A 24121-nucleotide genomic window follows, 5' to 3' on the forward strand; every position below is an offset into this window, starting at 1 on the left:
AATTCAATGGTATTTTGGGTTGGAAGGTGGCAAAATAAGGGCGCAGTTATCATGATGATAACTGCGCCCTAAATATAAGCTATTTTAAAGCTTCTTCGTTTTAGGTAATGATATGCCTGTAAAACCATAAAATAACGTAATTAATGGTGATAAAAGGCAGAAGAATGCAAATAGAGCATACTCTGTCACAGTAACACCGAGTACAGTTGACAGAAATACCCCACATACACCCCAAGGAACAAGTGGATTAACGACTGTTCCTGCATCTTCAAGCACACGTGACAGATGCTTTGGTTTTAGACCTGCCTTTTTGAAGTTTTCTTTAAAAGCATTCCCCGGCAGCAGGATGGATAAGTACTGTTCACCAATTATAAAGTTAACAGCAACTGCCATGCCTGCAGCAGAGCATACTAGTAAGGAAACGCGGTTAAGTATGCGTTGCACTACAGATATAAGGGCAGGAACGATTCCTAGTTTAAATAACAGGCCTCCCATGCTTAAGGCAAGTAGAATAATGGAAATACTGAACATCATGCTTTCGATGCCACCCCTTGATAGCATGGAGTCTACTTCTGTAATTCCACTATTTGATTTGTATCCTGAGTAAAGTAATTCTAATATCCCTTTAAATCCTAAGCTGTTATTCACCCAAAAGGAAATAATAAGTGCAGAAATTGTACCAGCGAATAATGTGGCAATAACAGACACCTTTTTAAGTGCGAGCACTGCTAAAATAATAAATGGGATGATAGAGTACCAGTGGACAAGGTTCTGATCCAGCAGTGTCCCTTTAATCGCATCTATTTTCTGAATGCTTTCACTTGTTGTCTTAGGTGATATCATTAAGTAGACAAAGAAAGAAATAATAAATGCAGGAACAGTTGTCCATGCCATATCCTTAATATGTTCAAATAAATCAGTATCAGCAACACTTGCTGCTAGTGTAGTAGTATCAGATAATGGCGACATTTTATCCCCAAAGAATGCACCTGAAATTATCGCTCCCGCTGTGATAGCAGGCGAAATGTCCAATGCAATGCTTGCTCCCATAAAGCCAACTCCAATGGTAGCTGCAGTAGTGAGGGAGCTTCCAATACAAAGACCGATAATCGCTGTAACAACAAAAACTATTGCATAATAAAATTTTCCAGTAACTAGTTCAACAGATAAATAGATAAATGTTGGGATTGTGCCGCTTGCCATCCAGCTGCTTATAAGCATTCCTATGAAAAAGAAAATCATTACAGCACCTAATCCTGGTTTAATGCCATCCACCATCGCTTGCTCTAGTTCACTAAAGCCAACTTTTTTGACTGCGCCATAAGTTAATAAAAGTGCAATTCCTGTCATTATCGCAATATGAGGAACAACCTTAACCCCAATGATGAGGTATCCAAGTATCCCCATTAATAATATAGTAACAATCGCTGCTTCAATCGGGCGGACTGTCAGCGTGTTTTTTTCTAACTCCATCATTTTTCCTCCAAAACTCTTAATACTTCGTTCTTACTAAAAAGAGATTGTTTAAATTGTCACTCTTTTTCAAACAAACGCTTTTAAGCGTTAAAGCGAACATGCATTACATTACACGATTTTTTTTCTTATGTCAAAATAATTTATTTTAACTAGTTAAGAAAATAGGAGGTTTTGACCAAAAAAAGAGAAGGGTGTTTACCGTTTTTGGAAGCTAAAAAATAAATACATAACAAACAAGCAAGGTAAATGACCCTTGCTTGTTTCTATATTAATGGCTGGTGCTTGTGCTCTCTGCCATTATTAAATCGCTATTGTAGGCGGCAAGTGCTAGCTCGTACCGCAACCTTTTACTTGCTTCCACATAATCAGCTTCCTTCACAAGACCAGATATAGAATATTTATGGCCCATGAAATCAACATTTAGCTCGGTTATCTCGTTAAATTGAAATCTTTCAACGGAAACACCGTTTTCATCCTTTAATAAATATTCGCCATATTTTTCATTACAAATTCGAGCTACTTCCTCCATTACTTTGAAGGCAGCATCTGGATTTTGTCTGTAATTGAGGATAAGGCTTTCATTTACCCTGCGTCTGCCTCTTGTCCCATTTTGAAGCTCTGTTATATTGCTATAGGAAACAGTATACAGGTAGCCATCGTATTGGCGGATTTTGAGATGGCGCATGCTGATTTCTTCAATTTTCCCCTGGCGCTCGCCATTAATAATAATATAATCGCCGTAATTAATTTGGCGTTCAAACAGGTATGTTAGCCCCATTATATAATCCCTGATAATATGCTGAAGAATAACAGCCAAGGCACCTGCCACAACAACGGAGCCAGTAACAAGCTTTTCAAGATCAAAGAAGTGGCTAAGTAAATAAAGGAGGAAAAAGACTACTCCTATTACCTTTGTCGCCTGATTGGTGAAATGGATAATGGTCTCTTCACGATTTTCATCTAAAAAGCTTGTTTTATCAAAGAAAATCTTAATAAATTTACGGATTAAATAAACAATTAGTATAATAAGCAATGCTGCTACAGTGATTTTAATAGGAAACTTTTCAAGCAGCTTCGAAATATCATTCATTTTTTCACCCCAATATTTAATGCAGAGGATTACAGTCTAGGAGAAAAAACTCCTAATAAAAATTAACAATATCATGATTTCGAAAAAAAAAGAAGTTTTATCTAGGCAGGATGGAGAGCTGACTGGTAGGAATACAGGGAGTTAAATACTATTTTTTGCAAAATGTATTTAAAAGGGGAATGTAAAGTGCTTTTTTCTAAGTTCATTGACCACTACGCTTTAAATCAGTTACATAAAAAGAAAAGTAAAAAATCGCAGTTTTCTGTGCCGAAAGAGATATTAGAACCTATACGGAGAGAGGATTTTTATCAAGTTGATACAAAGGATGTACAGGTAAATATTGATTATGACACAGGCATTTATCGCTTTAAGTCAATAGTTACATCGGAATTTCCTATAAATGATCTAGTAAGTGGCGAGGTATACTTGCATGCCGAAGGGGCAGCTAATCCGAATGTTATCTTTGTTCATGGCTGGAGAATGAACTCATACAGTAAGTTAAAAAGTATGTACCATAGCCGCATGTCTCAGTTAGGCTGGAATATGTATTACTTTCCACTGGCATATCATATGGATCGTACTCCGCCACACTCCCTTTATAATGGAGAATTAATGATAAGTGCAAATATCGATCGAACAGTTGCGGCGGCTAGACAATCAATCATTGATTTAAGGACATTAATTCATTCAATCAAACAAATAAATGATGGGCCGATTATTTTAGTTGGGGTAAGTTTAGGAGGATGGATTACAAATTTAATCGCAACACTTGAATCAGAACTTGATGCAGTTGTTTCTGTGTTTTATGCAAATAGGCTAGCCTATTCCATTTGGAATACTATTCCTGGAAGGTATATTAAAGAGGATTTATTGCAGAACGGGATAGATTATAAAGCTTTATTAAAACACTGGGAAATAACTGATCCAAGTCTTACACTTCCTAAAATAAAGAAGGATAATATCCTATTAATTTCTGGTAAATATGATCAGTATATCTCATTAGAAGATGCCGATTATTTATGGGAGTCATGGGGAAAACCGCCAAGAAAGTTATATAATTGTGGTCATTCTGGCATAGTGTTACAGCAAAAAAAAATAGCGGAAGATACGATTACTTTTATTCAAGAGCGTATCAAAAGCGGATATAGTTAGATCGTGCAGGACTGCCTTTTTTTGGTAGTCCTTTTCGTATAGTCAAATATTAGTCATTCATCTTTATAAAAATGGACCGATAATATTATTAAGTTCTAACTGCTTAAACAAATTCTTAGAAGGAAGGCTACTAATGAAAAGAATGTCTATAAAAGTAAAAACACTGGTTTTTCTTATGCCGTTAATTTTTATAACGCTAGTGGTGATGACGACTGTTTCTTTTAAAGCATCCCATAATTATATATCCAATGAAACAGATCAAAAGCTGAAATATCAGTTAGATTCCATAACTAGTAACGTGCAAGGAGTTATTGATACACATACTGCCTTTTCAAAAGGTATTGCTAATGCATTAGAGAGAAAGGCAACAAGCTATACACTGCAAGATTTTGACTCCGTGTTTAAAGCGGTGCTTGAGGATAATCAAGATGTATACGGAATAGGAATATATTTTGATCCTTATAAATATAAAGAAGACACAAAATACTTCAGTACGTACAGCTATAGAGAGGGCGGCAAGATTACATCCACACAAGCTTATAATGATCCAGGTTACGATTATCCAAATCAAGCTTGGTACAAAGCTGGTGTTGGGTCAGATAACACTGCGAATATTGCTTATACAAAGCCATTATACGATGAAAGTACTAAGGCAACGTTGATTACTGCAGCAATGCCAATCTATAAAGAAGAGAATGGAAATAATACTTTACAAGCAATTGTAACGAGTGATATTGATCTTGGAGAAATAAAAACACTAATATCTGAAACAAAAGTGGGAGAAAAGGGTTGGGCGTTTCTCTTGGATAAAGACGGGCAATATATTGCAGCAAAAAATGAAGAAAAGGTAATGAAGCTAAACATAAAGGACGAAAAAAGCAAGGAATTAGCTGGACTATCAACATCGATGCTTTCTGGTAAAGAAGGTGATGGCTACTTTACTGAAAATGGTCAAGAATACTATGTGCAATATCAACAAATTCAAGGTACTGACTGGGTATTAGGGTCTGTTGTGCCTAAGCTTGAGCTTACAAAAGCATCTCAATCTATTTTAAAGTATTTAATAATAATTGGCATTGTCGGTATCATTATTATTGCTGCTGGAATCATATTTTTCTCTACGTATTTATCTAAGAATGTGAAGAAGGTCAATGATTTGTCTGTAGATATGTCCAATGGCGATCTGACAAAGGAGCTGCATATTAAAAGCTCTGATGAATTCGGTGTAATGGCTAGTAATTTTAACAAAATGATTAGTAATCTTAGAGAGATGATTTCACAAGTAGCTGCAAATTCTGAAGCAGTATCCACAACCTCTTTTGAATTGAGAGAAGGAGCAACAGAAACAACGAAGGCTACAGAACATATAGCTGATGCTATTCAGGAGGTTTCTGAAGGTTCACAAGCACAAACAGAAAGCTCTCAGCAAATCGTTTTGGCAATGGAAGAAATGAGCTCTGGTATTCAAAGAATTGCGTCTTCTTCTGTAGAAATGCTGGAGAATTCTGCAGACGTAATGGAAAAAGCTAAGGATGGTCGCCGTTCATTAGAAAACTCGTCAACACAAATGAACTCCATTCAGCAAAGTGTGTCTCAATCAGCTGAAGTAGTAAGAAGATTAGGCGAGCATTCGAATAAAATTGGGGATATTGTCAAGGTTATTTCCGATATTGCTGATCAAACGAATCTTTTGGCTCTTAATGCAACAATTGAAGCAGCACGAGCTGGGGAAGCCGGAAAAGGATTCGCTGTAGTTGCAGATGAAGTTCGCAAGCTCGCAGAAGAATCTAGTCAATCTGGTAAGGAAATAGTAGAGATAATCTCAATAATCCAGCAAGATACAAAGCTAGCTGTTGACGTAATGGATAATGGAACAAAAGAGGTTCAAGCAGGTATAGTTGTAGTAAATGGAGCAAACACGGCATTTTTGACAATATTAGAATCTATTCAATCCGTGGATAGTCTAATTCAGGAAGTGTCCGCTTCTTCTCAACAAATGTCCGCTGCATCACAAGAAATCACAGCATCTGTTGAGCATTTATCAGATATTGCAAGAAATGCGTCTGATAATACGCAAAACGTTGTTGCAAGCACAGAGGAACAACTAGCTACCATGAACAATTTGAAAAATGCAAGTGGCCATTTACAAAGCATGTCACAACAGCTGAAGGAACTAATTTCTCAGTTTAAGATATAAATAAAGTCAACAAGGCATGAATCCGATATACAGGAATCATGCCTTTATTTAGTTTTTTCCTTTTCCTGCTGCGTATATTTAATTAATGATTTCCTCACAGTGGCTATAACTGTTCTTTATAGCCACTAATTACTTTTATCCGTTACAACTGTTCTTTATAACCACCGATTACTTTTATCCGTTACACTATAGCTCTTTAAACATGATAAGCTACAAACAACGTTAGAGATAAGAAAAAAAGGAGGCAGTTTAGATATTTAAAAATTAGTATTTTTAAAATTGGGAGTATAGGAATGACCCAATGCTAGCTGCAGTCCTGCTTTTACTGCCATTTAACTTCCTGTTCTAAAACATTGAAAGTGAGGCTCTTGAAGGAGGGGAATTGATGAATTTCAGAGATGAATTGCAAAAGCGAATTTTAATCGGTGATGGGGCGATGGGAACTCTTCTTTATTCAAATGGAATTGATAATTGTTATGAAGAGTTGAATATTACCCACCCAGACAGAATCGAAACAATCCATTCAGCGTATTTAGAGGCTGGTGCTGATATTCTCCAATCCAATACATATGGGGCGAACTATTATAAACTTAAGCGATATGGTCTGGAGGAAGAGGTTAGCACTATTAATAGAAAAGGCATTGCTATTGCCAGAAAAGCAGCAAACGGGAAAGCCTTCGTCTTTGGAACTATTGGTGCTTCTCGAAGCTTTCGGAAATCTGACCTCGATTTGGATGAGATTAAAAGATGCTTTCGCGAGCAATTATACAGCCAGCTTATTGAAAATCCAGATGGGTTGATATTAGAAACCTATTATGATTTAGAAGAACTAGAAATGGTATTAAAGATTGCCAGAAATGAAACAGAGTTGCCGATAATTGCAAATGTTTCGTTACATGAAACGAGTTATTTGCAGGAAGGTATTCATTTAAATGAAGCCTTACTAAGGCTCGAAGCGTTAGGTGCAGATGCGGTTGGTGTGAATTGTCATTTAGGTCCGCACCATATGATACGCTCACTTGAAGAGGTTCCGCTTCCAAAGAAAGCGTTCCTGTCTGTTTACCCAAATGCGAGCAGTCTTCCTGAATATGTTGACGGGCGCTTCATATATGAAGCTGTTCCTGATTATTTTGGATATAGCGCAGTTAATTTGCGTAATCAAGGAGCACGCATAATCGGAGGCTGTTGTGGCACAACGCCAAACCATATTGCTGCAGTTAAAAAGGCGCTTGGCAATATAGCTCCAATAAAGGAAAAGAAAATAATCAAACGTAAAGTTGAAGTGATAGAAGCAGCAGTTAAAGAAACGAAAAAAGGTCTTTATGAAAAAGCAAAATTGGAACGAACCATTTTAGTTGAATTAGATCCGCCGAAAAAATTGGGTATTAAGGAGTTTATGAAAGGGGCAAAAGCACTGCATAAGGCAGGAGTAGACTCTATCACACTTGCTGATAATTCCTTAGCAAGCCCAAGAATTAGCAATGTTGCTCTTGGAACGATTTTAAAAAAGGAAATTGGCTCAGAGCCACTGATGCATATCACCTGTCGTGACCGAAACATGATTGGCCTGCAGTCTCACTTAATGGGCTTGCAGACACTTGGCTTAAATGAAGTGTTAGTCGTGACCGGAGACCCTTCCAAAATCGGTGATTTTCCAGGTGCGACAAGCGTTTATGATCTTTCTTCATTCGATTTAATCAGCCTTGTGAAGCAATTTAATGAAGGGTTATCCTACTCTGGACAAAGCCTTGGTCAGCGAACAAATTTCAAAATTGCCGCTGCCTTCAATCCTAATATTCGCCATATGCATAAAGCAGTAGAGCGGATGGAAAAGAAAATTGCTTGTGGCGCACAGTCATTTTTGACACAGCCAGTTTTTTCAACCAGCCAAATAGAAGACGTTTATGAAGCCACAAAGCATCTCGACACACCGATATTTATGGGGATCATGCCACTAACAAGCACACGAAATGCTGAATTTATTCATAATGAGGTTCCTGGAATTAAGCTTCCTGATACTGTAAGAAAGGCAATGGCTTCGGCAGGTAATGATCCTATAAAGGCCAGAGCTGAAGGAATTGCGATTGCAAAAGAGTTAGTAGATGCAGCTTCAGAGAGGTTTAAAGGGATTTATTTAATAACACCTTTTCTGCGGTTTGAGCTGACAGAGGAGCTGTCAAAATATATAAGAGAAGTGGATAATAAACGAGTTGTGGAACTAACAGCAAACGAGCAATAAGAAGCAAGGCATATAGAGGAAACAATAGTATGTTAATACCGATTAATAATATAGGAAAACTTTTAATAATTTAAGGAGGAACAAATAATGAATTTAGTTAGTACAGTGATTGGCTATCCTTATATTGGTGGAAATCGTGAATGGAAGCGTTGTGTGGAATCTTTTTGGAATAAGAAAATATCTGAGGAACAATTTACGACAGAAATGAAATCAATCCGTTTGAATAACTTAAAGCACCAGCAAACTCTTGGTCTCGATCTACTGACTGTCGGGGATTTTACCTTTTATGATCGTATGCTTGATGTTGCGGCAATGTTTGGATTGGTCCCAAACCGCTATAAATGGACAGGAGATGAAGTAGACTTAACAACATACTATACAATGGCTCGTGGCGGTAAAGAAGCAGTGGCATGTGAAATGACTAAGTGGTTTAACACAAACTATCACTATATTGTACCTGAGTATGAAGGCAAGCAGCCACAGCTAACAAAAAACTATATTTTAGATTATTTCATTGAAGCGAAGGAAGAATTTGGTGTTATTGCTAAGCCGACTATTATCGGTCCATTTACTTTTGTACAATTAGCAAAAGGATATGATGGTAAATCGAAAAATTCGTTTTTAGTTAAATTATTGCCTCTGTATGTACAGGTTTTTCAAGAGCTGCTTGAAGCTGGAGCTGAATGGATTCAAGTAGAAGAACCTGCATTATGCCTTTCTTTGAATGAGGAAGACATAAAACTTGTACAGGAAGCTTACACATACTTGGCATCAGAATTACCTGAAGCAAAATTGATGCTGCAAACATACTTCGAAGCACTATCAGCATACAAAGAACTAACACAGCTCCCTGTTGCAGGATTTGGCCTTGATTTTGTCCATGGGGCAGAGGAAAACATCCTTTCTATTCGCAAATACGGCTTCCCACAGGATAAAGTATTAGGAATAGGTCTAATAAATGGAAGAGATATATGGAAGGCTGACTTAGTTGAAAAAGCTGCGGCAGCACAATCATTACTACTATTAAGTGGTGTTAAGGAGGCTTGGATTCAGTCATCATGCAGCCTCCAGCATGTACCTGTTACAACGAAAACGGAAAAAGAGCTTGATGCAACATTAAATGCTGCGCTGTCATTTGCTGATGAAAAGATAGAGGAGCTGACACAAGTAACAGCTTATTGTGTTGGAGCAGGAACGTCTGATAAAAATAGCCTCAAAAAAAGCAAACAAGCAATTGAAGCACTTGCACAGCATAAAACGAGAAATAATACGAATGTAAAGCAGCTTGAAGCTACAGTGAAGGCAGCGGATTTCTCACGCCCGCTATCATTTAAGGAGCGTCAGTCACTACAGCAAACAGCATTGAATTTACCGGATTTCCCGACAACAACAATCGGAAGTTTTCCTCAATCAGACCAAGTGAAGCGGACACGAACTGCTTGGCGTAAAAAGGAAATTACAGATGCTGCTTACGCGGAATTTGTAAAAAACGAAACAGCTCGCTGGATTGAAATCCAAGAGGATATAGGTTTGGATGTGTTAGTAACTGGTGAGTTTGAGCGTACAGATATGGTAGAGTATTTTGGAGAAAAGCTAAGTGGTATCGCATTTACTAAATTCGCTTGGGTTGTTTCCTACGGTTCCCGCTGTGTAAAACCACCAATTATTTATGGAGATGTAGAATGGACATCTCCAATGACAGTGAAGGAAATAGTAGAGGCCCAAGAACTAACGGAAAAATATGTGAAAGGAATGCTGACAGGTCCTATTACAATCTTAAATTGGTCTTTCGTCCGTGATGATATTTCCAGAGAACAAGTTGCAAACCAGTTAGCATTAGCTTTAAGAGAAGAGATTCAAGCACTAGAAGATGCAGGTATCGCCATTATTCAAGTAGATGAGCCGGCACTGCGTGAAGGGCTGCCATTGCGAAAAGAAAAATGGAATGAATATTTGCGCTGGGCCGTTAACGCGTTTAAGCTAGCGACATCAAGTGTGCAAAATGAAACGCAGGTGCATACTCATATGTGCTATTGTGAATTTAATGATTTTATTGATACAATTCGAGCACTAGATGCTGATGTTATATCAATTGAAACATCAAGAAGCCATGGTGAATTAATTCATTCACTTAAACAAAATTCCTATGAGCTTGGCATTGGTTTAGGCGTTTATGACATCCACAGCCCACGCGTACCGAGTGTAGCAGAAATGGAAAATATACTTAATGATAGTCTTGAAGTTATTTCAAAGGAACAGTTTTGGGTTAACCCAGACTGTGGCTTGAAAACACGCCGTGAGGAAGAAACAGTTAAATCGTTGAAAAACATGGTGGCCGCAACACAGAAACTACGCGAGCAGCTGTCACAAACTGTATAAGGTGAAAGGAGCAGACCAGACTGGTTTGCTCCTTTTTAAGGTGGTTATTGGGGCGAACTATCCATTTAGTAATTACTGCACAGATTAAGAGTTTATGAAAAACAGACAAAAAGCCTACTATGTACCAACAACATAGTAGGCTCCCTGTTTGGGTTGGTTATTATCTTGCTAAACCATTTTATCAGAACACTATTATATCAATAAAAACGCGAAAAAAAGGATTTACGAAGAAAAGTAACGATATAGTAACCGTATTGTAATTCAATGAAGAAAATCTTAAAAATGGGTGAATATAGCAGTTGTAGAAGTAAACCGAATGATGCAAACAATTGTTGGTAATATTAAGTAGAGAGTTAGCCAGAGGAGAAGGATAATTTATGCCACATCAAAGGTTCCAGTCAGCTAATATAAAACCTCGCTATACAAAGGGCCTAATTTCAGCATTAGGAGTAAACTCGGCATATCCCCGAATCCCTTGGATTGCCGCATGGTGGTCTGCAGCCTTCCCAGGTTTTGGTCATATGTTTTTAGGAAAATATCTACATGGATTTATTCTGATCATTTGGGAGCTTGTTGTAAATAGTCAAGCCAATTTAAATAAAGGCATAGCCTTATCAATGCTTGGCAGGTTTGAAGAAGCCAAGATTCAAATAAATGAAGACTGGTTTTTACTGTATATGGCAGTTTATGTATATAGTATCTGGGACAGTTATCGCTGTGCTGTTGAGGTCGCTAAAAGTCATGTTTTAGCAGAAGTGGAAGATGCACCGGTCACACCCTCAGAAGTAACGTTTTTTGATGTTGTTATTCTCGACAAAAAGAACCCTTGGGTAGGTGCTATCTGGTCCTTATTGTCTCCTGGTCTTGGCCAATTATATGCTGGCAGTACTGTTGTGGGGACACTTGTTTTAGCATGGTGGATATATGTCGCATATAAAGCAGAGGCCGTTCGGATGTGGCTTTACTCTTTCCTCGGTGATTTTAATGCAGTAGTTGAAATGGTAGATTGGCAATGGTTTCTATTTATGCCTTCTATGTATGCTTTTGCTATTTATCAGGCATATACAGCCGTAATTGAAAGTAATACACTTTACGATATTGAGCAAATTCGTTACTTAAGAGTGAGGGATGCGAACTTGTCACAGCAAAAAACATTTGTGAACAATAAAGTCCAAATAATAGCTACATTTGAACACTCGCCATTTGTAGAAATCGTCATTCACGAAATGGAGAAAATAGGGATACCACAGGAGAATATAGTTGCAATGCCATTAGAAAATCTTAAGGCATCAACTCATATCCTCGATTCTCTTCATAGCGTAGATGGCAGAAGTCTATTGGACGGAGCAATGCTTGGAGGAACAATAGGAATGGTTTTAGGATCAATATACGGTTTTGTTTTATACTTAGGGCCGATAATTTGGGGCTTACTGGGACTTGTCGGCGGTTTTACATTGGGTCTGTTAATCGAAATAGCCATAAGTAAAGGGCAATTAAAACTCTTTTCCCCCAAAAAAAGCGAGGTTATCATACAGGTAACATGCAATGACACTCTTCAGGAACAACTGATTAAAATCCTTAAATCACGGAAAGCGATGGGGTATCTAGTTCTTCCGCAACGGATAGATGTTTAGGTTAAGTAAATTTAAAATTTGGTTTATGGCTGCAGGTAACTGCAGTTTTTTTATGTTATGTGTATTGTTTTATTGCAGTTTAATGATAGGCATTTAGAAACTAGCAGGCTGACTGAAATTATATTGTCATATCTTAATTGTACAGAGTTTTCCGAAAAGAAGAAGCTAATGCAGGTGAAAGGTTGGCCGTTAAAATTGCAGTAAAAGGCAGTATTTTAACAAAAATCCCTATTGTCCAGTCAGTATTTATTGATAAAATAAAAGAAAAACTTCCTGAAACAAAATTCATTACAGATGATGTATCATCAACATTAGGGGGTTATTATTTAGCCTTGAAGAAGCTAAAGGAATACTAGGAAGGAGGTAGAATAATGGTTTCCGTTAATATATTAGTGAGAATTGAGAGTGTTATTGATGAGCTGCCTAATTCAGAAAGAAAAGTTGCTCAATACATATTAGAAAATGCAGACCATATTGTTAGAATGTCTGTTCACGAATTAGCGACCCAAGCAAATGCAAGCAGTGCTGCTGTTATACGTTTATGCCGTTCTATTGGGGTTGAAGGGTACTCGGAATTAAAGCTCTCCTTATCCTCTCAATTATCACATTCTTTAAAAAGTGGCTTTTACGATATAGAACATAATGAAACAATCCAATCTATAAAAGGGAAGATTGTTTCAAATTCTGTACAGGTGATCAAGGAAACAGCAATAGAGTTAGATGAGGAAATCATTGGTCGAACCATTGAAAGTATTAAAAATGCTGATGTTGTTTATGTGTATGGATTAGGAGCCTCTTCTCTAGTAGCCGATGATATTATGCAAAAATGGTCTCGCCTTGGGAAAGTAGTTGTTGCTATTCAAGACGCACATATATATGCTTCAATTCTTTCTGGCGTAACAAAGAACTGTATCTTTTTCTGTGTTTCCAACACGGGAGAAACCTCAGAGGTTTTAAGCTTAGTTGATATTGCAAAAGAAGCTGGCTGTCAAACAATTGGATTATCAAGATTTGGACAAAATAGCCTTTCACAAAAGGTCGGATTGTCACTCCAGTATGTTCGGGCACCAGAAGCACAATTCCGCAGTGCTGCCACTAGCTCTATCCTTGCACAATTTACAACTGTAGACATTATCTTTTATGCCTATGTTTCTAAGTATTATGAAGATAGTATGGAAAAAATCGTTAATTCACGAAACGCTGTCTTAAAATTTTCACAAAAAAAGTAAAGAATATGACATTTTTAGGTGCGAAGTATGACAATCTCAAATACGGAATCAAAGCTAATTATTCTGCGCGGGAATTCAGGGAGCGGGAAAACCACGATAGCCAAAAGTCTTCAAGACCATTTTGGTGCAGGTACTCTGTTGGTTTCTCAGGATACAATTCGTCGCGATATGTTAAAGGTTCAAGATAGAGAAGGCAATCTTTCCATTGATTTAATCCGTCAAGTTGCCGAATATGGTAAAGGCAAATGCGAATATGTAATAGTAGAGGGTATATTATATAAAAAGCGTTATGGCGACATGCTTGCTAACTTGATTGATTTCTATGAAGGAAGGGCATTTAGTTATTATCTTGACTTAACCTTTGAAGAGACAGTCAAACGTCATAATACTCGTTCAAAAAAGACGGAGTTTGGAGAAGATGCACTACGCTCATGGTGGATTCCAGAGGATTATTTAGGTGTTGATGGAGAATGCAAGTTTACTAATGATATGACACGTACCGAAATAATGGAGCTACTATTAACTCAATTAAAGGAATAGCACAATTTTATTTTTTAGTAGAAGGTAAATAATTCCTTTTGAAGGAATAATACATAATACCGTAAAGGTCGTCCTTGCTGGACGGCCTTTTGTTTTGAAAAAAAGTGTAACTTTTCATGGTGCTCATACGATTAATAATTGAAATAAAAAAGGGGGGATAATGTGTTTCAATCTAATGAGAAAGAAGAAAAGATACTAGAAATATATAATATGTACTATTTAGATGTATACCGTTTCTTAATTGTTTTTACAGGAAACCGCAGTGATGCAGAGGATTTTACACAAGAGGTATTTATTCGAGTACTTCATAATTTATCCGAGCTAAATCGAATCAGCCATTTAAAAGCATGGGTTATGTCGATAGCAAAGAATGTAGCGATTGATCATTATCGAAAGAGGCGCTGGCTTGTTTATCTTAGTGAAAAAGTATTATGGAATGAAATAACAGCCGAAAAGGAACCTGATGTAATGCTTGAGCAGGATGAATTGAAAAAATATGTTCATGCAGCAATTTCAAAATTAAAGCCTCCATTTAGAGCAGTTGTTATATTAAGAGGAATTAATGAATTTTCTATCAAAGAAACTGCAGAGATACTTCAATGCAGTGAATCAAAAGTGAAGGTAAACTATCATCGAGCATTAAAGGAGCTTAGAAGAAAGCTGAATGTTGAAAATGTGGAGGTGTTTATTAATGCGAACTGAAAAAGAGCTAATGGAATTAATAAAAAGCTCCTATTCACTTGAGCCAAGGGAAGATTTCATTCAAGAGACAGAAAAAAAATTAAGACTTAAAGCAAGAAAATCTCGCAGCAAAAAGGCTGTTGGATTTCTAACAGTTGCAGTAAGTGTTTTTATCTTAGGTTTCTTTGCTTTAACCTCATTCAATCAGCAGACAAAAGAACCAGCAATCCAGCTTTCCACAAATACGAATCAGTATCAACCTTCCACCATACTAACAGACGATCCTCTTGTGTATATAAGTCAAACACATAATTACGAATCCTTTTTACCTGAACTAACGGCAATTTACCCTGAAGAAACTTTTAATGTAAACGATAGTATCCATGAAACAATTAATATGACATTAGTCGGCCAAAGGCTAAGCAGCGCTTTAAAACAAAGGAATATCAATAATATTCTTGATACTAATGATAATACAAAGCAGCTCCAGGAAAAGGAATTACCTTACCAAGATGCCTATAAAATATCGAGGATAAATATGCAAGACGCACTTATGAAGAATCAAAGCATTCAAATGGCATTTGATTTACATAGAGATTCTGCAAGAAGAGAAGTAACAACCTTGGAGATTGATGGCAAAGCTTATGCGAAGATTACCATTGTTGTATCAGAAGGAGATGCGGGAAATTCTAATTATGAAAAAAACCAAGAGTTTGCGAGACAGCTTCATAAGAAAATAAATGACAAATATCCTGGAATATCGAGAGGTGTATTCTCGAAAAGCTATGACACTTATCAAAATCATTATAATCAGGATTTATTAAATCAATCTGCCGTCATTGAAATAGGTGGTTTTGAAAACACGTTAGAGGAAGAGTATAACACGGTGGAGGCTTTGGCGAATGTGATTCAAACATTGGTTAAGTAGATTTTGAGTGAATATTTATACGGAATTTAAGGTTCATAAACAGGAAAATAATCTAAAGCCGCCTATCCAGAACAAAGTATTAGATGGATAGGCAGCTTTATGTTAATTTAGGCTACCAATTTTATCGTCTTTATGAATATCTTCCGTTCCTGCGTCTAAAGCAGTTTTATAATAATCACATTTATGATTAATGATCTCCATTGTCTTGTTCAATTCTGCCATCTGTGCTTCTACAGCAGCCTTTCGTTCTAAAAACATATCAAATCTTTGCTGCAAGGTGGAATCTCCATCCTGACACCAATCAATGAAGCTTTTAATCTCTTTAATAGGCATTCCAGTGGATTTAAGGCATTCAATAATTCTTAAAGCACCAATATCAGATTCTTTAAACAGTCGTGTTCCGTTAGGTGTCCGTTCCACAAAAGGCAAAAGGCCTTCCTTGTCGTAGTACCGTAATGTATAGGTTGTTAGGTTCAATTCCTTTGCCACTTCACTAATAGAATAAGTACTCATCTTTTTCTCTCCAATTCTCCTAAAGATAAATTTCGAGTTAACTCTAACATATGCGAAAATAGTAACACGGGTATCGGTGTATGTCAAAATCACAAATAACTAATTTAAAATAAAACGATAATGATGGTTTCCTGCCTAAAATAAAGATGAAGTAATCGCTTGACTTCGAGTTAACTATAAGGTTTAAGATTGCTTTTGCAAGAGAATGAAAATTGAAAACGGAAGATTTCTCATTCGCACCAGTGCCTCTTGAAAATATAATAATGGATTAGTATTCAGCCAAGTATCATCCTGAAGAATTAACAAGTTTAACATTAGGAAGGTGAATATGGTGTTTGTAGCAAAGGAAAAAGTTAGACTCTACCGTGGACTTCAAGCAAGAAATACTACCATATTTGTTGCTAAAGCTCGAACGTTTAGCAGTGATGTGATACTAACTAAAAATGGTAAATCCTCTAATGGGAAAGAGATTATGAAGGTAATGGATTTAAATGTAAATAGTGGCGATGATATAACCTTGCTAGTAAGTGGGACAGATAAACAGATTGCCATTCATACATTAAAAGATTTTCTGTTAAATAAATAAAAATAGCAGAAGGAGGAGGAGAAAGATAAAATGACAGATAACTATATTTTTGAGTTAAGCAGTAATGTTACAAGAAAGTCTGTTTTATACAAAAACAGGTTCGGAATTAACATTTCAGCAGATCTTTACATTCCAACTAATTTTGATGAAACAAAAAAATACGCAGGTCTTATTATAGGGGCTCCATATGGTGGTGTAAAAGAGCAGGGTCCAGGTATTTATGCTCAAAGCATGGCAGAACGAGGGTTTGTGGCACTTACATTTGACCCGTCCTATAACGGATACAGCGGTGGAGAGCCACGACATATTTCTTCACCTGATTTATTTGTTGAAGATTTCAGTGCAGCTGTTGATTATCTTGGTACTCGTTCATTCATAGATAGAAATAAAATTGGCGTAATCGGAATTTGTGGAAGTGGTGGTTTTGGAATTAGTGCTGCACAGGTGGACAGACGAATTAAGGCTGTTGCAACTGTAAGTATGTATGATATTTCTCGCGTTGCGTCAAACGGTTGGAAAGACTCATTTACTGAAGAAAATCGCAATAATATACTCGATTCAATTGCAGAGCAACGTTACGAAGATTTTGAGGCAGCACAGCCAACGCTTGCTCAGCGTGGAGCACCAATCGGATTTGATGAAAATACAGACCCTATTGGCCGTGAGTTTGGTGAGTTCTATTCAACTCCGCGTGGTTACCATCCGAATTCAATTACTCAATTTACGGTAACAAGCAGTATGTCATTTATGAACCTTCCTCTGTTAACACATATTAAATCCATTTCACCACGTCCGCTGTTATTAATCATTGGCGAACATGCACATTCACGATACTTCAGTGAAGATGCTTTTGAGCTGGCAGCAGAACCAAAAGAACTTTACGTCGTTCCAAATGCAGGACATGTTGATTTGTACGACAAAACAGATTTGATTCCTTTTGACAAGTTGGAAGCATTCTTTACCGAGAATTTTAGATAATAGCCAAAAACCAACAGGAGTGTGATACTCCTGTTGGTTTTGTACACAGCTGACTTGTGAAAATTTGAAGCTTTATATTAGTTAAGCAACAAGCTTCAATCCTACCGCAGAAAACAATATAACACCGATACATGCTAGTCTTTTCCAATCCTTTGGTTCACTAAATAAAAGCATTCCTAATAGTGCAGACCCGATTGTTCCAATTCCAGTCCAAATATCATAAGCCATTCCCATTGGAATTTCTGTCATAGCATATGATAATAATAGAAAACTTAAACCAAAACAAAATATCATGTAATAAAGAGCATTTTTCTGTTTTTCACCAAGTCTTTTTACATTTAAAACACCAACAACCTCAAAACCACCTGCTGCTATTAATGCTAACCAAGTCATTTTTCAGCCTCCTTTTACTTCCATTTCTGTTGTTTCTTTTGAACTACTTAATATTTTCAAGCCAACAACTCCACAGAGAAGTGTCGCAATAAAGATAATTTTGTACATATTAAAGGGTTCTCCGAAAACTACCATTTCGGCTAAAACAGTACCTGCTGTGCCAATTCCTGTAAAGACCGCATATAACGTACCTACAGGTAAACTCTTTGAGGCATATGTTAACAAACAAAAGCTAGTAGCAATTGCTGTGATGGTTACTATCCATTCAAGGGAGTTATCTGCGTGCTTAAGACCAGATACCCAAAATATTTCTAATACTCCTGCTATCAGGACGAACAGCCAATTTCGATTCATCATAATCACCTTTTCTTGAATATTCACCTTACGAATGTTCGTAAGGTTTAGTTTGCAATGACAGAAATAATGTCATTGCTATGCCTACACATTATAATTTAACTCTATTATGTATAGGCATATTACTTATATATCATTGGAGATTCCTCTCCAGTATATCTTCCAAGAGATGTTCAGCCTATTATCAACATTATTTGCATAAATTAATTCCACAAGTATTCCATCTAGAAAATTCAAGAATGAAACAGTGCCTTCTTCGGCAGTTACATGGATATTTGTTGCTTTTACAAACACCTCGAGCAAATGCTGTTCTAAATTATGGTTATAAAAGTTAAATTGGTCTATGACAAAATCACGCAAATGATACGGTGGGATGAAGGCCATCCGCAGCAAAAATTGAATGTTTTTATCTTCTCGATGCAAATACCTTTCTTTATACTTTACTAACAGTTGAAATAAAACCTCTTCAAGTTCAGCCTGTTTGCGCTCTTGAAAAAAGTTCTTCAAAAAAGATATTTCTTCATCAACGACATCCTTCATCACTTGAAGAAAGATATCTTCCTTGTGCTTGAAATGTGAATAAACAGATTGTTTTTTAATACCTATACCAGCCACAATATCGTCTAAAGATGTTGCTTCATACCCTTTGTTAACAAACTGTGCTAAGGCACTTTTTTTTATTTCGGTTGCTTTCATGATAAACCTCCCTGACGAACGTTCGTAAGTTAGTATATGTGAGAAATCCGAACATGTCAATCACCTTTTATAGTGTGATAAGTTACACTTAAGTTGGCTATAAAGTCACCCAAAAATCTGTTAACGATCCGAGCTTTTTTTAGCAGTTTGATTACAACTAGAGTAAGGGTATATGTTTTTCCTAAACATGCTCCCGGTTTCCACTGTTGGCAGTCAATTGACATGAACAAATACATCGTGTAAGATGTTTTTTAATTAATATATCTAATGCGATGTATCGTAACCGATGTTAATGAGAGGAATGGAAAAATGTTAGAAAGAGCTGATTATCTTCGCGAATCGATAGATTTTTTACAACGCTTTATAGCAAAAAGTATGCAGACAGAAGCTGAGGGGTATGGCCTTACAGTCCCGCAAATTAGGGTTATTGCCGAAGTAGTGACAAATAAAATTACAAACATTAAATTATTAACATATAATTTGAAAATGACGCAAAGTACTGTTTCAGATATTGTTGATAGGCTTGTAGGAAAAGGCATACTCGAGAAAAGTCCTAATCCTAAAGACAAGCGCTCGGTCGTTATTACATTAACGAAGGCTGCTGAAGAAGGCATAAACAAAAAAGATTACACTTACTTAAATAAAATGATAAATGGTGCACTAGATCAGTTAAAAGCAGAAGAGCAAGAAATCGTTATGAAGGGAATGCAGCTTCTCGTTGGCGCAGTAAAAGAAAAAATGACAACAGAAGGTATAAATTATAAGGAATCCTTTGATGTAATGCTTTTTCCCGATAAAGATAATAATCAATAAAATTATCTGAGGTCTATGTATCTAAATAAACTATTGTTATGTTTTTTATGATACTTTTATTGATTAAATTTTATGAGTTATAAGTAGTCGGGAAGCTTGCTTGACTAGATCATATGTGTACACTAAAAGGAACTAAGCTGAATATATGGATTTAGAAACGGAAACTAAACGGGTTCCGTTTTTTTTTATTTTTCAAGCAGAAAAAAACCATTTATTAAAAATTGACAAGGTAAAATATATCGTATAAGATGCATGTTATACGATATATCCTGTACGATGTAGTTTGCGAATTGTAAACTATGTCTCTCAGTAACAATAGAGACGTACGTGGATAATTATGGATTATAAGATCATTTTTCACTTAAAATTATACGGACCTTAAGAAGCGGGTTTTGCAAAAAGGAGGACATTTGATGTTAAAAATATTTAGCCATTTTCAAAGGAAGGATTGGCTGTTAGTTTTTTGTGCATTGATATTTATTGTTATACAAGTATGGCTTGATTTGAAGCTTCCTGATTATATGGCGGAAATTACTAAGCTTGTTCAAACAGAAGGTAGTGAAATTAGTGATGTTCTTTCCCAAGGCGGTTTTATGCTATTGTGTGCGGTGGGAAGTATGGTAGCATCCATTATCACTGTCTATTTTGCTGCAAAAGTGGCGGCGAAATTCTCAAACCGTTTAAGAGGAAAGGTGTTTGACAAAACCCTTTCGTTTTCGATGGAGGAACTCACTGGTTTTTCGACAGCAAGTTTAATTACTCGTTCTACCAATGATATTATGCAGGTTCAAATGCTTATTATTCTTGGTTTGCAGGTTGTTTTGAAAGCACCTATACTGGCTGTTTGGGCTGTTTTGAAAATTATGGGCAAAAGCTGGCAGTGGACAGCTGCAACAGGAGTCGCAGTCTTCGTGCTGTTAGTATTAATTGCTATCATCGTATTAGTGGCATTGCCTAAATTTAAAGTGATCCAAACATTAACAGATAATCTTAATATGGTTACAAGAGAAAATTTAACAGGAATTCGTGTAGTTCATGCCTACAATTCTACTAAGTTCCACCAGAATAAATTTGAAAAAGCAAACAACGAACTGACAGAAACAAATCTATTTACAACGAGAACAATGGCGATCTTAATGCCGACTATTTCTTTAATAATGTCTGGAATCAGTCTTGCTATCTATTGGATTGGTGCTGTCTTAATAAACAATGCACCGATAACAAGTAAGCTGACTATATTCTCTGATATGGTCGTATTTTCATCTTATGCGATGCAGGTTATTATGGCCTTTATGATGGTTTCCATCACCTTTGTCTTGCTCCCTCGTGCAGCTGTGTCTGCAAAACGAATTAACGAGGTCCTCGATACGGAAGTAAGCATAAAGGATGGAAGTGCAACAGACGGCATATCAGAAGCTGAAATCGAATTTCGAAATGTCAGCTTTAAATATCCTGGCGCGACAGAATATGTTTTGCAAGATATAAGTTTTAAAGCATCTAAGGGAGAAACGCTGGCCATTATTGGTTCTACAGGCAGCGGAAAAAGCACGCTAGTTAATCTAATACCTCGTTTTATGGAAGCAACAGAAGGAGAAATTTTAGTGGATGGTCTTAATGTAAAAGATTATAAGCTAGAATCACTCAGAGACAAGCTTGGTTACGTCTCCCAAAAAGCAGTTATGTTCAGCGGGTCCGTTTCTTCCAATGTTGCTTTTGGTGAACCCGACAAAAAGTCAGCAGAAGAAAATAATATGAAAAGAGCAGTAGAAATTGCTCAAGGAAAAGACTTTATTGAAAATATGGATCAGCAATACGAGTCAATTATATCTCAAGGAGGAACAAATCTTTCAGGTGGACAGAAGCAAAGATTATCCATTGCACGTGCCATCTATAAGTTACCTGAAATATATCTATTTGATGATTCCTTCTCTGCCTTAGATTATAAAACAGACCGTGTCCTGCGCTCCAAATTAAAGCAAGAAATAAAGGACGCAACCTCAATTATTGTTGCTCAACGAATAGGTACGATTAAAGACGCTGACCGCATCCTAGTATTAGATGAAGGTAAAATAGTCGGAATAGGCACACATGCTGAATTAATGCACACATGTGATGTTTACCAAGAAATTGCGTATTCACAATTGTCAAAGGAGGAACTGGAAATTGGATGAAAAACGTCAAGCTGAACAGGAGCATACTAACAGAAAATCTGATGAAAAGCTAAAGGATGCTAATATTCAAGGCCCTAAAAAAGGCATGAACGTTAAAAGCTTAAAAGAATTAGCAATGTATTCCAAGGTTTTCTTCCCAGCAATAATCATTGCCTTAATTCTTGCTATGGCTGCAGCAATCTTTAGTATTGTTGGCCCGAATCAGCTAAGCAAGATGACGGATCTTATCACAGAAGGATTAATGGGAAGCATTGATTTAGATGCTGTGTTCGATGTTGCCATTTTACTTGTATTTTTATATGGATTGGGTTTTATATTTAATTACGTTCAAGGCTTTATTATGGCTACCGTTACCCAAAGAGTTTCTAAGCAATTACGACAGGATATTTCCGTGAAAATAAACCGTCTGCCTTTAAAATACTTCGATTCTACTACTACAGGAGATGTGCTAAGCAGAGTAACTAATGATGTAGATATGGTCGGACAGACAATGAACCAGAGTATCAGTGGATTAATTTCAGCAATTACGATGTTTGTGGGATCATTGATTATGATGTTTTACACAAACTGGATTATGGCCATATCAGCAGTGCTGTCAACCTTTATTGGATTTGTATTGATGGTTTTTATCATCTCAAAATCACAGCGTTTCTTTGCACAGCAGCAAGCAGAACTTGGAAAGCTGAATGGTCATATTGAGGAGACATATTCAGGGCATAATGTGGTGAAAGCATATAATGGGGAGAAGCAGGCAAAACATGATTTTTCTCTAATTAATACAAGATTATATGATAGTGCATGGAAATCGCAATTCTTGTCAGGTCTAATGATGCCATTAATGATGTTTATTGGTAACTTTGGGTATGTAGTCGTTTGTATTGTTGGTGCTGCCCTTGCAGTCAATGGAACGATATCGTTTGGGGTAATCGTCGCATTTATGCTGTATATCCGCTTATTTACACAACCACTTCAGCAGCTCGCCCAAGCAGCGACTAATCTGCAGTCTACAGCAGCAGCAAGTGGAAGGGTCTTTGAATTTTTAAATGAAGAAGAGCTTGTTAAGGAAAGCAATAGGTTAGAAAAATTGGAAAATGTTAAAGGTGATGTGGAATTTAAGCATGTTCAATTTGGTTATGACGAAAACAAATTAATTATTAAGGATTTTTCTGTCAAGGTGAAAGCAGGCCAAAAAGTAGCGATTGTTGGTCCAACAGGAGCAGGAAAAACAACCTTAATCAACCTATTGATGCGTTTTTATGAATTAAATGGAGGAGAAATTACCATTGACGGTATCCCTACTAATCATATGACGAGAGAATGCTTACATGATCTCTTCTGTATGGTGCTTCAAGATACATGGGTTTTTGAAGGGTCAATCCGAGATAATATTGTTTATGCAAGGAATGACGTATCAGAACAAGAGGTAGTGGCAGCATGTAAAGCAGTAGGACTGGACCACTTCATAAATACGCTGCCAGATAAATACGATACCATCTTAAATGACAAATCAAGCTTATCAGCAGGACAAAGACAGCTGATTACAATCGCTCGAGCTATGGTGAAAATGGCACCATTACTTATTCTGGATGAAGCAACTAGTTCGGTTGATACACGCACAGAAGTACTTATCCAGCAAGCAATGGATAAGCTCACAGAAGGAAAAACATCCTTTGTTATCGCCCACAGGCTTTCTACAATAAAAAATGCAGACTTAATTTTAGTGATGAAAGATGGAGATATTATTGAAGCAGGCAACCATCAAGAATTAATCAGCAAAGACGGTTTCTACGCGGAACTTTATAATAGCCAGTTTGAAGAAGCTTCTTAATAGTTATAAGAATAAAAATCTAGGCAACATAGAGTAAGAGGTTGGAAATAAGTTTTATTCAAAGTAAGTCCGAACTAATAGTTGGAAATTTATTTAAAAGTAGGGTTTAGTTTGGGTTCTTTATTTGTCTTGTTCAATAAAGTTTGTAGCTTTAGAATATCTCTTATAATAAAAAATCTTAGTGGAATGAAGCGGAAGCCACTCGACTACTAAGGGAAATAGAGGAAAGGATGAGACTCCATAG

At 36.7% G+C, this 24121-nt stretch carries 21 protein-coding genes; 15 read left to right on the top strand and 6 right to left on the bottom strand.

What is annotated here, in order from left to right; all coding sequences use genetic code 11:
- Positions 1 to 84: 84 nt before the first annotated feature.
- Entirely contained in the window at positions 85 to 1473 is a 1389-nt protein-coding gene (locus tag NQZ71_RS24265; protein WP_394374163.1) for a Na+/H+ antiporter NhaC family protein, read from the bottom strand.
- 271 nt (positions 1474 to 1744) lie between these two features.
- The gene (locus tag NQZ71_RS24270; protein ID WP_260055007.1) at positions 1745 to 2566 is read right to left on the bottom strand and encodes a mechanosensitive ion channel family protein; all 822 of its coding nucleotides are present in this window, start codon (positions 2564 to 2566) and stop codon (positions 1745 to 1747) included.
- 162 nt (positions 2567 to 2728) lie between these two features.
- Here NQZ71_RS24270 and NQZ71_RS24275 point away from each other — a divergent pair, with 162 nt between their 5' ends.
- The 10 genes from NQZ71_RS24275 (at position 2729) to spoIIP (ending at position 15545) form a co-directional block, all read left to right on the top strand.
- Positions 2729 to 3718 carry an alpha/beta fold hydrolase gene (locus NQZ71_RS24275; RefSeq protein ID WP_394374143.1) on the top strand — a complete coding sequence of 330 codons (990 nt, stop codon included), beginning with the start codon at positions 2729 to 2731 and terminating at the stop codon, positions 3716 to 3718.
- 133 nt (positions 3719 to 3851) lie between these two features.
- The gene (locus NQZ71_RS24280) at positions 3852 to 5915 is read left to right on the top strand and encodes a methyl-accepting chemotaxis protein (protein ID WP_317011921.1); all 2064 of its coding nucleotides are present in this window, start codon (positions 3852 to 3854) and stop codon (positions 5913 to 5915) included.
- Between the two features lie 385 nt (positions 5916 to 6300).
- Positions 6301 to 8154, top strand: coding sequence for a bifunctional homocysteine S-methyltransferase/methylenetetrahydrofolate reductase (locus NQZ71_RS24285; RefSeq protein ID WP_317011922.1), 1854 nt, complete (start codon positions 6301 to 6303; stop codon positions 8152 to 8154).
- Positions 8155 to 8241: 87 nt separating this feature from the next.
- Positions 8242 to 10533 carry a 5-methyltetrahydropteroyltriglutamate--homocysteine S-methyltransferase gene (gene metE / locus NQZ71_RS24290; protein ID WP_317011923.1) on the top strand — a complete coding sequence of 764 codons (2292 nt, stop codon included), beginning with the start codon at positions 8242 to 8244 and terminating at the stop codon, positions 10531 to 10533.
- Between the two features lie 377 nt (positions 10534 to 10910).
- Positions 10911 to 12167 carry a hypothetical protein gene (locus NQZ71_RS24295; protein WP_144457597.1) on the top strand — a complete coding sequence of 419 codons (1257 nt, stop codon included), beginning with the start codon at positions 10911 to 10913 and terminating at the stop codon, positions 12165 to 12167.
- 182 nt (positions 12168 to 12349) lie between these two features.
- Positions 12350 to 12523 (top strand): hypothetical protein, encoded by a 174-nt coding sequence (locus NQZ71_RS24300; protein WP_186304153.1) that lies wholly within the window; start codon positions 12350 to 12352, stop codon positions 12521 to 12523.
- A gap of 15 nt (positions 12524 to 12538) precedes the next feature.
- Positions 12539 to 13396 carry a MurR/RpiR family transcriptional regulator gene (locus NQZ71_RS24305; protein WP_317011924.1) on the top strand — a complete coding sequence of 286 codons (858 nt, stop codon included), beginning with the start codon at positions 12539 to 12541 and terminating at the stop codon, positions 13394 to 13396.
- Between the two features lie 27 nt (positions 13397 to 13423).
- Positions 13424 to 13936: a kinase gene (locus tag NQZ71_RS24310; RefSeq protein WP_317011925.1), complete on the top strand. Its 513-nt coding sequence runs from the start codon at positions 13424 to 13426 to the stop codon at positions 13934 to 13936.
- Positions 13937 to 14098: 162 nt separating this feature from the next.
- The gene (locus NQZ71_RS24315) at positions 14099 to 14638 is read left to right on the top strand and encodes an RNA polymerase sigma factor (protein ID WP_317011926.1); all 540 of its coding nucleotides are present in this window, start codon (positions 14099 to 14101) and stop codon (positions 14636 to 14638) included.
- The gene (spoIIP, locus tag NQZ71_RS24320; RefSeq protein WP_186304152.1) at positions 14628 to 15545 is read left to right on the top strand and encodes a stage II sporulation protein P; all 918 of its coding nucleotides are present in this window, start codon (positions 14628 to 14630) and stop codon (positions 15543 to 15545) included. The genes NQZ71_RS24315 and spoIIP overlap by 11 nt, the downstream gene beginning before the upstream one ends.
- Positions 15546 to 15647: 102 nt before the next feature.
- Here spoIIP and NQZ71_RS24325 read toward each other — a convergent pair whose 3' ends face one another.
- A complete protein-coding gene (locus NQZ71_RS24325; protein WP_144457589.1) occupies positions 15648 to 16058 on the bottom strand; it encodes a MerR family transcriptional regulator in 411 nt (136 codons plus the stop codon).
- Between the two features lie 328 nt (positions 16059 to 16386).
- Here NQZ71_RS24325 and NQZ71_RS24330 point away from each other — a divergent pair, with 328 nt between their 5' ends.
- A complete protein-coding gene (locus tag NQZ71_RS24330) occupies positions 16387 to 16644 on the top strand; it encodes an HPr family phosphocarrier protein (protein ID WP_317011927.1) in 258 nt (85 codons plus the stop codon).
- Positions 16645 to 16674: 30 nt separating this feature from the next.
- A complete protein-coding gene (locus NQZ71_RS24335; RefSeq protein WP_317011928.1) occupies positions 16675 to 17622 on the top strand; it encodes an alpha/beta hydrolase in 948 nt (315 codons plus the stop codon).
- 81 nt (positions 17623 to 17703) lie between these two features.
- Here the strand turns inward: NQZ71_RS24335 and NQZ71_RS24340 are convergent, their stop codons facing one another.
- The 3 genes from NQZ71_RS24340 to NQZ71_RS24350 form a co-directional block, all read right to left on the bottom strand.
- Positions 17704 to 18015 (bottom strand): DMT family transporter, encoded by a 312-nt coding sequence (locus NQZ71_RS24340; protein ID WP_317011929.1) that lies wholly within the window; start codon positions 18013 to 18015, stop codon positions 17704 to 17706.
- 3 nt (positions 18016 to 18018) lie between these two features.
- Complete coding sequence (locus NQZ71_RS24345; protein ID WP_275008747.1) at positions 18019 to 18369, bottom strand: DMT family transporter; 351 nt, start codon at positions 18367 to 18369, stop codon at positions 18019 to 18021.
- A 126-nt stretch (positions 18370 to 18495) separates the two neighbouring features.
- On the bottom strand, positions 18496 to 19065 hold the full coding sequence (locus NQZ71_RS24350) for a TetR/AcrR family transcriptional regulator (RefSeq protein WP_144457583.1): 570 nt from the start codon (positions 19063 to 19065) through the stop codon (positions 18496 to 18498).
- Positions 19066 to 19374: 309 nt separating this feature from the next.
- On the opposite strand from NQZ71_RS24350, the gene NQZ71_RS24355 reads away from it, so the two are divergent.
- The 3 genes from NQZ71_RS24355 (at position 19375) to NQZ71_RS24365 (ending at position 23877) form a co-directional block, all read left to right on the top strand.
- The gene (locus tag NQZ71_RS24355; protein WP_144457579.1) at positions 19375 to 19878 is read left to right on the top strand and encodes a MarR family winged helix-turn-helix transcriptional regulator; all 504 of its coding nucleotides are present in this window, start codon (positions 19375 to 19377) and stop codon (positions 19876 to 19878) included.
- A gap of 413 nt (positions 19879 to 20291) precedes the next feature.
- Positions 20292 to 22049 carry an ABC transporter ATP-binding protein gene (locus NQZ71_RS24360; protein ID WP_317011930.1) on the top strand — a complete coding sequence of 586 codons (1758 nt, stop codon included), beginning with the start codon at positions 20292 to 20294 and terminating at the stop codon, positions 22047 to 22049.
- An 85-nt stretch (positions 22050 to 22134) separates the two neighbouring features.
- Positions 22135 to 23877 (top strand): ABC transporter ATP-binding protein, encoded by a 1743-nt coding sequence (locus tag NQZ71_RS24365; protein ID WP_317012531.1) that lies wholly within the window; start codon positions 22135 to 22137, stop codon positions 23875 to 23877.
- The last annotated feature ends 244 nt before the right edge of the window (positions 23878 to 24121 follow it).

Origin of the sequence: Niallia taxi, from assembly GCF_032818155.1 — a bacterium.
GTDB classification, from domain to species: domain Bacteria; phylum Bacillota; class Bacilli; order Bacillales; family Cytobacillaceae; genus Niallia; species Niallia taxi_A.